9 protein-coding genes are annotated in these 14,307 nt (G+C 45.6%); 8 read left to right on the top strand and 1 reads right to left on the bottom strand.

What is annotated here, in order from left to right:
- Positions 1-32: 32 nt before the first annotated feature.
- Both WKT13_RS02295 and WKT13_RS02290 read left to right on the top strand, forming a co-directional pair.
- Entirely contained in the window at positions 33-2,039 is a 2,007-nt protein-coding gene (locus WKT13_RS02295; protein ID WP_340322645.1) for a hypothetical protein, read from the top strand.
- A gap of 511 nt (positions 2,040-2,550) precedes the next feature.
- Positions 2,551-3,564, top strand: a complete 1,014-nt coding sequence (locus WKT13_RS02290) for a leucine-rich repeat domain-containing protein (RefSeq protein WP_340322644.1) — start codon at positions 2,551-2,553, stop codon at positions 3,562-3,564.
- A gap of 791 nt (positions 3,565-4,355) precedes the next feature.
- Here the strand turns inward: WKT13_RS02290 and WKT13_RS02285 are convergent.
- Complete coding sequence (locus tag WKT13_RS02285; RefSeq protein WP_340322643.1) at positions 4,356-4,688, bottom strand: hypothetical protein; 333 nt, start codon at positions 4,686-4,688, stop codon at positions 4,356-4,358.
- Here WKT13_RS02285 and WKT13_RS02280 point away from each other — a divergent pair.
- The 6 genes from WKT13_RS02280 (at position 4,682) to WKT13_RS02255 (ending at position 14,298) form a co-directional block, all read left to right on the top strand.
- Complete coding sequence (locus WKT13_RS02280; protein ID WP_298618939.1) at positions 4,682-5,830, top strand: N-acetyltransferase; 1,149 nt, start codon at positions 4,682-4,684, stop codon at positions 5,828-5,830. The genes WKT13_RS02285 and WKT13_RS02280 overlap by 7 nt on opposite strands.
- 36 nt (positions 5,831-5,866) lie before the next feature.
- Complete coding sequence (locus WKT13_RS02275) at positions 5,867-7,822, top strand: DNA topoisomerase IV subunit B (protein ID WP_340322642.1); 1,956 nt, start codon at positions 5,867-5,869, stop codon at positions 7,820-7,822.
- Between the two features lie 135 nt (positions 7,823-7,957).
- Entirely contained in the window at positions 7,958-9,484 is a 1,527-nt protein-coding gene (locus WKT13_RS02270) for a S41 family peptidase (RefSeq protein ID WP_298619204.1), read from the top strand.
- A gap of 208 nt (positions 9,485-9,692) precedes the next feature.
- Positions 9,693-12,242 carry a TIM-barrel domain-containing protein gene (locus WKT13_RS02265; RefSeq protein ID WP_340322641.1) on the top strand — a complete coding sequence of 850 codons (2,550 nt, stop codon included), beginning with the start codon at positions 9,693-9,695 and terminating at the stop codon, positions 12,240-12,242.
- 32 nt (positions 12,243-12,274) lie between these two features.
- On the top strand, positions 12,275-13,249 hold the full coding sequence (locus WKT13_RS02260; RefSeq protein ID WP_340322640.1) for a T9SS type A sorting domain-containing protein: 975 nt from the start codon (positions 12,275-12,277) through the stop codon (positions 13,247-13,249).
- A 35-nt stretch (positions 13,250-13,284) separates the two neighbouring features.
- Positions 13,285-14,298 (top strand): hypothetical protein, encoded by a 1,014-nt coding sequence (locus WKT13_RS02255; RefSeq protein ID WP_340322639.1) that lies wholly within the window; start codon positions 13,285-13,287, stop codon positions 14,296-14,298.
- Positions 14,299-14,307: the final 9 nt, after the last annotated feature.

Genomic DNA, 14,307 nt, shown 5'->3' with positions numbered 1-14,307 from the left:
TTACATAAAAACCCAAAAAATACACAACCTGCATGAGAAAACTATTCACCGCAATAACCGCACTGGCGATGGCAACAATGGCCACCGACACTATGGCACAGGACCTGATGAGCGACACATGGGTGGCTACCGACGCACTTGGACGCATAATGCCGACTGCACAAGAAGCCGGACTTCCCAAGAAGGACAAACAACGTACCGTGGGAATATTCTACGTGACATGGCACGACGAGAGCCTGCACAACACATCGAAAGACTACCGCAACGTGACGGAAACGCTCGAAAGCAATCCTGACGCACGCTTTGACGATACAACGGGACTGTGGGGACCACCAAGCACAGCAGGAAGCTATCACTGGGGAGAACCCGAAAACGGATATTTCCTTAGTTGCGACAAGTATGTTATACGCAAGGACCTGTCGATGCTGACCGACGCCGGTGTTGACGTACTGATACTCGATGTGACCAACGCCGTATGCTACTGGCAGCAGTGGGACACGCTGTTTGAGGTGATGACGGAGATGAAGAAAGAGGGCAACCAGGTACCGAAAGTGTGCTTCTGGACATACAACGGTGCTGTGATAACGGTGACGCAGCAGGTATATGAACGCTATTACAAGAAAGGACTATATAAGGATTTCTGGTTCTACTGGGACGGAAAACCGCTGCTGCTGTGCAACATGCGACCGGAACTCGACGCAAACGGCGGCGGAGTGAAGAATCCTAATCCCAACTACGACAGCCATGCTGCCACCGACCCTTCCAATCCTCACTACGGCGACGCGGACTACGCGGAACCTTTCTACAAGGACTATACACGTGAAGTGAAGGATTTCTTCACGATGAGAAACATGTGGTGGGGATATTATGACTGGGGCGGACAACGATATGTAGGAACAGAAGACAACTGGAGTTTCGGCTATCAGATGGACGACAAGCGCGTGGCAGCTCTATCGCCACAACAGCGTGCGGCCACACACAACGGACGCATGGAGCAGATGGCAGTGACTCCGGCGCAGCACCCGCTGTCGATAACGGGCAAGAGCTGGCGTCCCGGCACCGGCGAACCGAAACTGAACGACAAGGACATGCCGGAAAAGACATTCGTGCCGTGGCTCGGAAAGGAAGTGGAAAATCCCGAAGGATACGGCATATACTTCCAGGACAGATGGGACGAAGCACTGCAGACAGACCCTGACTTCATCTACCTGAACGACTGGAACGAATGGACGGCGGGAAAATATAAAACGGGCAAGGCTCCGGGTTCGGAACTTCCCGGACCAACTACATTCCTGGGACGCGACAACAACACGTTTTATTTCGTTGACCAATACAACGCTGAGTTCAACCGGACAATACAGCCTGCGAAAGGACAATACACCGACAACTACTACATGCAGATGGTGGAGAACATCAGAAAATATAAAGGCGTGAGGGAAATACCGCGGAACAGCGGACTGAGAAAGTCGAAGCCGGACGGCAGAACGGACGAATGGAAGGACGTGAAGTCGTATTATCTCGACACGAAAGGCGACACTTACCACCGCAACCACAACGGATATGCAGGACTGAAATACACCAACAACAGCGGACGCAACGACATAGTGGAAGCAAAGGTCACGACAGACAGGAAATACGTGAACTTCTATGTGCGCACAGACAGTACGCTGACACCTTACACAGACAAGAACTGGATGCTGTTGCTCATCGACGCCGACCAAAACAGCAACACAGGATGGTACGGCTATGACTTCATTGTAAACCTCGAGGTAAAGAGCGACAGGAAGACAACACTGAAACGATATGACGCGGAGCTCAACCGATGGACCGATGCAGCAACAATAGACTATGCTGTGAACAACAACGAAATGGAGTTGAGAATACCGCGGAAGCTCATGGGACTGACGGGCGACAGCATGACGTTCGACTTCAAATGGGCAGACAATCCGCAGAGTCTGGACACGCCAATATCGCTCTGCACAGACGGCGACACGGCACCGAACAGGCGGTTCAACTACCGTTACAGGTGGCAAAAGTAGTATAACAGTAGCATCACCGGAGATCTCTCAAAGTCACAGATAACAGTGATGACACTATTAAAAATATTCAATAAAATTGTAAGCATAACATTTGTGCTTTCTCCCAGACTTTTATTATCTTTGCACCGTCACCTACGCTGAAGCCCGAAGTGGGCGGAAGGCTGTGACGGACATTGATGGAAAGGCGTTTACTTTGTAACGCTTTGTTCTTGACCCTTCTGAATCTGGCAGTTCATAAATTTGTCAAAGACAAGGCAACGGTAGATGTCCAGTGAAGGTATGTATATATGCCACCTGAGCGACACAGCCTGCAAAAGGCTGTGCGCAGGTATGACCATACATATCGGCGTGGGCTTCAGCGTTGCTCGTCCTGACAAATCGGGCAATGCCAGAGCCATGAAGGGTGGGATGAGCAGACAGGTGATGTTCCCACGTCTTTTTGTTTCTGTTCCTATAATCCACACACCAACAAGCCTGACAGGGAACAAAAGGCACAACACAAACCACCATTATGAGAAAACACTACACCATGAAAGCTGTCGCCATGATGGTTCTCACATTATCATTCGGCACAGCACAAGCCGACACATCGGACTATGGAAAATACGATTTTGTCGTGGACGGCTTGTACTACGACATCCTTACGCCGGACGGAGACAATCCGACATGTTCCGTATCAGATCCTGACAAGGAGCACAGATATTCGGGCGACATTGTAATTCCCGAGCAGGTGGAATATGACGGCAAGACATACACCGTCACAGCAATTGGCACCTGCGCATTCGACTCGAACGAAAACATCACAAGCGTAACCATACCGAACACTGTGACCAAGATAGGTATTCAAGCGTTCTCCTCTTCGAGTCTCACCGAAATCGAGATACCCAGCTCGGTTGTATTGATTGACGAAAAAGCATTCTACAATTCATCCATCGAATCGATAACCATTCCAAACTCCGTGACGACAATCGGTCTCGGGGCTATATCATCATGCGGTAATCTTAAAAAAGCGGTCATCGGCAACTCACTCAAAACCATAAGCACATCTATGTTCCTGTATTGCCCACAGCTTGAGGAAGTGACGATAGGCGGAGCAGTCGAGACAATAGAATTAGGAGCATTCCAACTTTGTTCCAATCTGAAGAAAATAAACATGCTGAATCCTGTACCACCCACAGTCGGAAGCTACGCTTTATACGGTGTCAGCAAAGAGAACGCCACACTCACCGTGCCCATAGGCTCTGCCGAGGCTTACCGCAACGCGCCGGAATGGAAAGATTTCGGCAATATAGTCGAGGAGGATCTGACAGGTATAGACAACAACGAGACATCACAATGCCGCGTGACAAAAGCCGGACACGGCGACATTGCAATAAGCGGCTACACCGGCGATGTGACCGTGTACAGTCTCTCGGGCGCAACGGTAAAGACGGCAAGATGCTGCGGCAACACGGTTCTGTCGGTACCCACCGGCGAAGTGTATATCGTCAGAACAGGAAAAACATCGGTGAAAATAGCGATGTGATAAAATAAACACAGACAACGAAACAGGGCGGTCGGGATGCTGATTCATCTTAGGCCGCCCTGTTTCATAATATATTTCATCCTTGAGACAACGGCATGAACGACATAACGAGGCTTCGGTATAAATTCTGCGGTGAGTGTTTTTATTCATGAAGTACCATATAATACCGGAAAACTTACTTACAACTCAGAATAGAATAAACAATAACAGCACGTTTCCTCAAGTGATGATAAATCCACCTTACCACGGACTATAAATCATCACGCAAAACCGGAATATATTTCCCGTGTGTTTCGTCACGCGCCATACCTGCATTTTTAAAGAAAACTCAAGCGGCGGGCACACGGATTTTCTTGACTTTTTTTTGACAAAATAAAATCGCAAAAGAGATGTGAAGAAATGTTAAATACAACAAGATAAAGCCCGTTCCGGTCCGGAGCATCTTGCCGCATACCCTGCCATGGAATGCCGGATAATTAATCTTACATTCCGATTATGCCTGTTTCAGCCTCCGGTTTGGTCTATATCAGGGTGTGATATCGTGCGTTTCAGGCCCTGATATGGGCCATATCACGTGCCGAAACGGTGCATTTTGTACGGCCGGAAAAGCCATCTTAAACGCAAATCATTGATATTCAACAAATTGCGTAAAGCTCTCATTTTTCGCGTATTTGCGTCCGACGGAGAGTCTGCCCGCAAATTCGCTCTTATTTTTTGGGGTAGAACAGAAAACTCAGACAGAAAATCACCCGAAGCATAGGGTGTGGAATACCCTCGTGGTTTCCCTTCCTTCAGTATGCCGCAACGCCTGTCCGGAATTGAAAGCGCGACATTTTTTCATCTGAGCCAATCCCACCGGATTCTGCTGATACAGAATGAGCACGACTAAATATGCCGCCACGAAAAGCTCCGGAACGCGGCATAACAACTGCCACAGACAGCATCCGCAACCCAGCATGCACACGGACGGTTCGTGATAATATCCGAAACGCCGTAACAAGGGAATACACCCGCAGGGCTTCATGTTGAAAATAATCATAAATATGTGGCATATTTTTTGTAATTAGCATGATTTTCAGTACTTTTGCACTTTCAGTATAAAATAAAAAAATAAACAATGTCATCCATAGAAATAAAGAAAGTGGAATCGAGGTATGACCTTAAAAAGTTCATTGAATTTCACTATGACCTTTACGAAGGAAATCCCTACGATGTACCAAACCTGTACACCGATGATGTCAATACACTGAGAAAAGACAAGAATGCGGCATTCGAGTTTTGCGAAGCCGAATATTACATGGCATTCAAGGACGGCAATATGGTGGGACGCGTAGCAGCAATAATAAACCACCGCGCCAACGAAAAATGGCAGCAGAAACGTGTAAGGTTCGGATGGATAGACTTCATCGACGACATGGAGGTGTCGGCCGCACTGCTGAAAGCAGTTGAAGACTACGGCCGGGACAAAGGAATGACGGAAATGGTAGGACCACTCGGATTCACCGACCTTGATCCGGAAGGAATGCTGACATGGGGCTTCGACCAACTCGGAACGATGCCGACAATATACAACTACGAATATTATCCGAAACACATGGAGACACTCGGAGGTTTCGAAGTTGACAACAAATATGTGGAATACAAACTTTACGTACCGGATACAGTGCCGGAGAAATACGCGAAGATTGCGCAGATGATACAGAAAAGATATAATCTGCACATAAAGAAACTGACACGTGCCGACATATTCAAAAAGGGATACGGACAGAAAATATTCAGACTCATAAACGAAACATACAAGGATCTCTACGGTTTCTCCGAACTGACCGAGAAACAGATAAACCAGTATGTGGAAATGTATCTGCCGCTGGCCGACCTTAACCTCATAACTCTCGTGGAGGACTGGAACGCCGACAAGAAACTCGTTGGAGTGGGAATAACAATACCTTCACTGTCGAAAGCATTGCAGAAATGCAAACGGGGACGCATGCTTCCGACGGGATGGTGGCATCTGCTCAGGGCCATTAAATACCATAAGACAAACATCGTAGACCTGCTGCTCATGGGTGTGTTGCCCGAATACCGCAACAAAGGCACCAACGCGCTAATGTTCGCCGATCTTATTCCGAGATATCAGGAATACGGATTTGAATGGGGCGAGAGTCAGGTTGAAATGGAAACAAACGAAGGCGTACAAAGCCAATGGGAGGTTCTGAATCCCGTAATGCATAAAAGAAGGAAATGTTATGTGAAAAAGATTTCCTGAAAAAGGAAACATCCCGTCATTGACTAAAACAAGAACATGCCAGAAACAAACGAAAACGAATTAATACAAACCGTAGAATATACGGACGAAAACATCAGACATCTGTCTGACATGGAGCATGTCCGCACCAGACCGGGCATGTACATCGGCCGATTGGGTGACGGTTCGCTTCCGGAGGACGGTATCTACGTATTGCTCAAGGAAGTGATAGACAACTCAATCGACGAGTTCAAGATGAACGCCGGCAAACGCATCGAAGTCGACATTGAGGACAATCTGAGAGTGAGCGTGCGCGACTACGGCCGTGGTATTCCACAGGGAAAACTCGTGGAAGCCGTAAGTGTGCTCAACACCGGAGGAAAATACGACTCCAAGGCGTTCAAGAAAAGCGTAGGTCTGAACGGTGTGGGCGTAAAAGCAGTGAATGCTCTCAGTTCAAAGTTCGAAGTACACTCGTATCGTGACGGGAAGGTAAGGAAACTGACCTTCGAAAGAGGAAATCTTGTTGACGACGTAACAGAAGACACCAACGACGAACAGGGCACATACATATTCTTTGAACCGGACAATACGCTGTTTCTGAATTATTCTTTCCACGACGATTATGTGGAAACAATGCTCAGAAACTACACCTACCTGAACACCGGCCTGACCATAATGCACAACGGCCACAGGATATTAAGCCGTAACGGTCTGGAGGATCTTCTGAACGACACAATGACAAACGACGGCCTCTACCCCATCATACACATGAAGGGTGAGGACATCGAAATTGCATTCACACATACCAATCAGTATGGCGAGGAATACCACTCATTTGTCAACGGACAGCACACCACACAAGGCGGAACACACCAGAGCGCATTCAAGGAGCACATAGCGCGCACAATAAAGGAGTTCTTCAGCAAGAACTATGAATATGCCGACATACGCAACGGACTGGTAGCAGCCATTGCCATAAACGTAGAGGAACCGATGTTTGAAAGCCAGACAAAAATAAAACTCGGTTCGCTGACAATGGAACCGGGAGGCGGTGTAAGCATAAACAAGTATGTGGGCGACTTCATAAAAACCGAAGTGGACAACTATCTGCACATACACACCGATGTCGCAGAAGTGATGCAGCAGAAGATACAGGAAAGCGAGAAAGAGCGCAAGGCAATGGCCGGCGTGACAAAACTGGCGCGCGAAAGGGCAAAGAAAGCCAATCTGCACAACCGCAAGCTGCGCGACTGCCGTATACATTACTCGGACACCAAGAACGACCGCAAGGAAGAAAGCTCGATATTCATCACTGAGGGTGACTCTGCAAGCGGAAGCATAACAAAAAGCCGTGACGTAAACACGCAGGCTGTATTCTCACTGAGAGGAAAACCATTGAACTCGTTCGGACTGACAAAGAAAATCGTTTACGAGAACGAGGAATTCAATCTGCTGCAGGCTGCGCTCGACATAGAAGACGGACTCGACTCACTGAGATACAACAAGGTGATTGTTGCCACCGATGCCGATGTGGACGGTATGCACATACGCCTGCTGATCATAACTTTCTTCCTGCAATTCTTCCCGGATCTGATCAAGAAAGGACATGTGTATGTATTGCAGACACCTCTGTTCAGAGTGAGAAACAAGCGTTCGAAGATAAAGAACAAGACCATCGTGGCCGAGGCAGACAGCAAGCTGACAAAGACTGAAAAGAAAAAGGATTTCGTTGTGCGCTACTGCTACAGCGAAGAAGAAAGACTGAAAGCAATACGCGAGCTCGGACCGGATCCGGAGATTACACGATTCAAAGGTCTGGGAGAAATATCACCGGAGGAATTTGCACATTTCATCGGACCGGAGATGCGACTCGAACAGGTTACGCTGCATAAGACCGACCAGGTGCAGAAACTGCTGGAATACTACATGGGAAAGAATACCATGGAGCGCCAGAACTTCATAATCGACAATCTTGTAGTAGAAGAAGATCTGCCAGAAGATCAGCTTTGAAATAAGAAATACATATATCTTCTAAAAACACACGGTAGGACCGCGAAACATAAAAACGACATCACAAACACTATGAGCATAATATCAAAAGCTGTTGCCGTTGCCACCGTTTTGTGCTTTTCTGCAATAACCGACATGGAAGCACAGATACGGCTGAACTTCGGAGAGAATAGCCCGATGCGTAAAATACAGATAGCCGAAATGGCAATCACAAATCTTTACGTGGACAGCGTTGACGAACAAAAGCTCGTGGAAGACGGAATAAGAGGAATGCTGAAGGAACTCGATCCGCATTCGTCATACACCACGGCAAAAGAAACAAAATCGATGCAGGAATCGCTGCAAGGTTCGTTTGAAGGCATTGGTGTGCAGTTCAACATGGTGGAGGACACGTTACTGATAATACAGCCCGTGTCGAACGGACCGTCTGAGAAAGTGGGAATACTGGCAGGCGACCGCATTGTGAGCGTGAACGACACCACCATTGCCGGAGTGAAGATGGACCGTGAGGAGATAATGAAACGCTTGAGAGGCAAACGCGGTACGGACGTGAAACTGGGAATAGTCAGAAGAGGCATAAACGATGTGCTGACATTTATAGTGACTCGCGACAAAATTCCGGTGAAAACGCTCGATGCCTCATACATGATAACACCGGAAACAGGATACATACGTATTGGAAGTTTCGGAGCCACCACACACAAGGAATTCATGGAATGTGTGGACTCTCTGAAAAGCCACGGCATGAAAAACATAATAATAGACCTGCAGGACAACGGCGGAGGATATCTGCAGGCGGCTGTGCTCGTGGCAAATGAGTTTCTGGCAAAGAAAGATCTGATTGTATATACCGAGGGACGTACTTCAAAACGAGAAGAGTATCGCGCAAGAGGAAACGGTAAACTACTCGACGGGAAGGTAATTGTGCTCGTAAACGAATATTCAGCGTCAGCAGCTGAGATTCTTAGTGGTGCAATACAAGACCAGGACCGTGGAGAGATCGTCGGACGACGCTCATTCGGAAAAGGACTTGTTCAAAGGCCTATAGAGTTTCCTGATGGTTCAATGATGCGTCTTACTATTGCACATTATTACACTCCAGCAGGCAGATGCATACAGAAGCCATACCAGAAAGGAGACAACGAAGAATATGCCATGGATATAGAAAAACGGTTCAGGCACGGTGAACTGTATAGTGCTGACAGCATACATTTTGCAGACTCCCTGAAATATCAGACATTACGCAAGCACCGCACTGTGTATGGAGGCGGAGGCATTATGCCGGACTATTTTGTGCCATTGGACACAACACAATACACACCGCTTCACCGTCAACTGAGCGCACGCAGCTACATAATCAACGCAAACCTGAAATACGTTGACAACAACCGTAACGCACTGCGCAAGAAATACACCTCATTCGAACAGTTCAACAAAGAGTTCGAGATACCTCAGAGTGTGATTGACGACATGCTGAAAGAGGCGGAGAAGGACAAAATAAAACCTAAAGACGAGAATGAACTGAAACAGACACTTCCACAACTGAAACTACAAATGAAGGCTCTTGTGGCACGTGATCTATGGGATATGAGCGAATATTTCCAAGTGATCAACACAAGCAACCACATTGTTATGAAAGCCGTGGAAATTATCTCGAAATAAAAATATCAGTCCTGCGGAACATACCATCTCCGCAGGACTGAAAAACAAATCCTTAGTAATTCTAAAAACACAAAGAACAACACAATTATAAATTCACATGCAAGCTATAAGCTTCACCTTAAACAGAAATCCGGACTACATAATAAACAGATAACAAAAATATCAAAATATAAAAAACTACTTAATTATTAACCAAAACCTATTTTTAATGAAGTACCTGTTTACATTCTTAATTGCATTATTAACCTTAATGCAATCAAATGCACAGGAGACACTAGATCCTGTAGCAGATCCCGCAGCAATAGTACAGTCGGGAAACATGAGATTCACGGTTCTCACTCCACAGATGATCCGAATCCAGTACAGCAGTAAGAAAATTTTTGAAGACAGGGCAACATTCGCCATTGTCAACAGAAAACTGCCTGTACCTGCATTCACAACAAACGAAGATGGCGGATATCTTTATATAAAAACGGAAGCTCTGACGCTTAAATACAGAATCGGCAGTAATCCGACAACACTGCTTAACAGACCCGAGTTCCTCAGCGTTACATTCAATATGAACGGACATGATATCGTATGGTATCCAGGAAAAGACGATGCACTTAATCTTAAAGGTACAACACGTACACTTGACGGCGCACGTGGTGATTCAAAACGTAGTGAACTCGAAAACGGTATTCTGTCAAGAGGAGGATGGGCTCTTATAGACGAATCAGCTAAAGCAAAACGTGGTGACGGCAGCCGTACCTTTGCTTTTGAACCAATGGAAGAAGGAGGAATGGACTGGGTACAACTATTAGCAGATGAGTCTGCGACTGACTGGTATATCCTTTGCTATGGTCATGATTATAAAAAAGCTCTCGGTGATTATGTAAAAATTGCCGGACGAATACCGATGCCGCCTAATTACGTGTTTGGATACTGGTACAGCAAATACCAACGATATACAGCACAGGACTTCATGGATATTACAATGGATATTGAAAACAACAAAATTCCATTGGACATAATGATCATGGACATGGACTGGCACAAAGACGGATGGACCGGCTGGAGCTGGAACACAAGCCTCATCCCCGATCCAAAAGGTCTTATAAACTGGATGCATCAGCACGGACTTAAGGTTTCGCTCAATCTGCATCCGGCTGACGGCGTAAACGATTATGAAGACAACTTCGCACAGATGTGCGCTGATCTTGGGAAAGACCCTGGATCGACAACCAACATACCATGGCAATTGGAAGACTACAATTTCTACAAAGCCATGTTCAAAAACATCATACGTCTTCGTGAAAGTGAGGGCGTTGACTTCTGGTGGATAGACTGGCAACAGCATCTTACCAACAACAATATGGAAGGATTGGGTGAAACCTTCTGGTGTAATCATGTATTCTATGAGGACATGCGCCTCAATCGTTCGGAACATCGTCCTGTGATATTCCACAGATGGGGAGGACTCGGCAGTCATCGTTATCAGATAGGTTTTTCTGGTGACACATACTCAACATTCCCCACACTTGCCTTCCAGCCATATTTCACAGCTACAGCTTCAAACGTAGGATACGGATATTGGGGACATGACCTCGGCGGACATAATCAACCAGGAGACAATGATCCTGAATTGTATCTCAGATGGATGCAGTACGGAGCTTTCTCTCCTATATTCAGAACACATGCTACAAACTGGGAAAACATAGAACGTCGTATATGGAAATATGAAAACTTCCCATCATTGCTCAAAACCGTAGAATTGCGTTATGCGTTATTTCCATACATATATACAGCTGCGCGTGAAGCATACGATACAGGCGTTTCCATGTGCAGACCTTTGTACTACGATAATCCGGAAGATGCAAATGCATATAAGTACGAAGATGAATACATGTTCGGCAATGACATTCTTGTCGCTCCCATCGTAACACGCGCTGACGCAGACAAAACAGTTAAACGTACAGTATGGCTGCCGGAAGGCAAATGGTGGAATGTATGCAGATCCAAATTGATGGACGGTAATGTGACTTTCAGTGATATTTACGGTCAGGAAGATATTCCTTATTTCTATAAGGCAGGAAGCATAATCGTAAACAACCCGCCACAGAAAAGCGTTACCACAAAAGCATCTACATTAATACTCAAAGTGGTTCCCGGAGACAATGGAACATATTCACTTTATGAAGATGAAGGCGATACAGAACTTTACAAAGAAGGAGTTTTCTCACGTACTGAATTCTCACAGACAAGAAACGCGCAAAGCGTGGTGCTCAATATAGGTGCACGTGTAGGTGTTTATCCTGGAATGCTCGATGAAAGGGCTTACAGAATAGAATTCCTCGGCTGTGAGAAACCGGAGAAGGTTATCATAAACGGCTTTGATGCACCATCCGAGACATGGAGTTTTGACAACAAAACCAGAACTGTTATCGTGAACGTACCGACCACATCATGCGACGCAGCAACATCTATCGAACTAAGATATGCCCTGCTGCAGAATGATCTCACCGGAATCAATAGTACTGAAAACGGAACAACATCTATAGAATACGACGCACAAACCGGAACTGTGACAGCATATCTTGCCAATATTGCAAAGAACGCAAAACTGGAAATTGTATCTGTAAACGGTACCGAAACATGTTCTGCAACAGGAAACAACTGTAACAGTCTCTCTACAGACGTGTCAACCCTTGGACACGGAACATACATCTGCCGCATCACGGCTGACGGCAAGACCGTAACACGCAAGATAGTAAAGTAAACACATCATTACTACAATCAAACAAAAAGAAAATGAATAAGAAACATATAATATCAATATTTGCAGCAATCATATCACATGCAGCAATATACGCGCAAGCTTATGACCAGCTATGGATAACAGGTAGCGCAGTTCCCGGAGGCTTACAGCAACTCGAGAAATTTCCTGACAATCAATTCAGATTTGCAGGAAAACTCGTTGACGGCGAAGTAAAGATAATAAACACAGAAGGTGTGAATGACAATACAATATATCTCACTCCACGTTACGTTGACTCAAACATTGTCAGCAACGGATTGGCATATACGACATCAACCGATGCATCCGATCCGGGATGGGTTGTACTGTTCGATGACGACCGTTACAAATTCACCGTAAATACCTCAACACGCAAGGTCAGCGGAGAACTTTTTTCACCCTGGCTTGAACTGTATATAGCTGGAGGATGTGTAGAATGTGGATGGGAAGCTGGCGAAGCTCCTGCATTTGTTCAGGACGAAAACGACCCTTACACATGGACTTGGGTGGGAGAACTGAAAAACAGACCAGAAAACGTAGAACCAAAACGTTTCAAAATTCTGGGACAGAATGATTGGGGGCCCAAAAGCCTGCATCCGTACACACAGGATGAAGATGTAACAACATCATCGCAACTGATGATAAACTGTCCAGATGATTATAAATGGGCTATTGATAAAGACGGATATTACAAAGTTACTGTAAACATTTTCCTACAGTCTTTCAACTGTGAATACCTTGGCACTGAAGAGCCCACAGGCATAACATCTACAGACAATAATGCTTCTGCACCAGTAATCACTTTACAAGGCAATGACATTATTGTAAAAGGAAATGAGCATCTGACTGTAGATGTGTTCAATACATCAGGTCTGCATATTACAAGACAAACAGGAACAGACGTTACAATAAAAATATCCGAAAAGGGCATTTACATTGTAAAAGCAACTGACAAGAATGGAAACACTGTACGTAAAGTAATAATCTGAAACATAACAAACGGAATATTAAACAATAAAATGATATGAAATACATTCTGAAATCCCTCATAGCTGTGACCATGACACTATGTTGCATGCACATCACAGCACAAGACAACTGGCCGGACAAACTCTATTGTCGTGGCGGACTGGCCGACAAATCGGCATGGAATCCGACAAAGAACTATCCTCTCAATCATGTCGGCGATGGCAAATACGAAGGTACTGTGGACGTTGATCCGTCAAACGAAGACAGCAGCGACTTCTACGGCAACCGCAGTGACCTCTTTTTCAGTTACGGCAATGATGATAATCGCATTCTTTCATGTCCATACAGCAACATTGAAAGATTTCTTACACCAGCCATATGCGAAGGTCCACTACAAGAATATTCAAAACCGGAAAATCTCTATCAAACCAACGGAGGAAAATATTTTGTAAATGTGGATCTAAAGGCCATGACCGTAAAAATCACTCCTCTTGATATCGAAAACATCGCATGGATGCCTGAGGTTTTCCTTGTAGGAACCAATTATGAAGAATATTGGGGCCTTCGCGGAAAATCCCTTCCACATGTCGGAGGCGGTGTATACAAAGGCACTGTACACCTGCTTGAAGGTGTCAATAATCCAGATTACGCCGAAGCCACCATATTTGCCACATACCAGCACAAAAGAGACAACAATTGGGATGAAGGCCGTTATGGTAGCAGCGAGGATCTTAAAGTGCTGCAAGCCGGTGAAACCGCACACTGCACCAGATACTACGGCGATCGCAAATGGTTGCTTGCTCCGGGTTGGTACGATGTGGTATTTGATATGAATAAAGGCGAAGTCACATTCAACAATGTGTCCACAGGCATCAATACAACAACATCCGAAAATGTTAACGTACATGCAGGTAACGGTTGTATCATTATAGACGGAGACCCATCACAAGTTAAAATATTGACCGTAAACGGATCCATAATCAGCAAAAACAGTACATCCGTAAATGTCAGTCCTGGAATATACATTGTCAAGACAGGCACAAGAACCATGAAAATAGCTGTGAAATAATAAATAAAT

It is taken from the genome of Prevotella sp. HCN-7019, assembly GCF_037890215.1.
Taxonomy (GTDB): domain Bacteria; phylum Bacteroidota; class Bacteroidia; order Bacteroidales; family Bacteroidaceae; genus Prevotella.
This window is presented reverse-complemented; position numbering and strand designations above follow the sequence as displayed.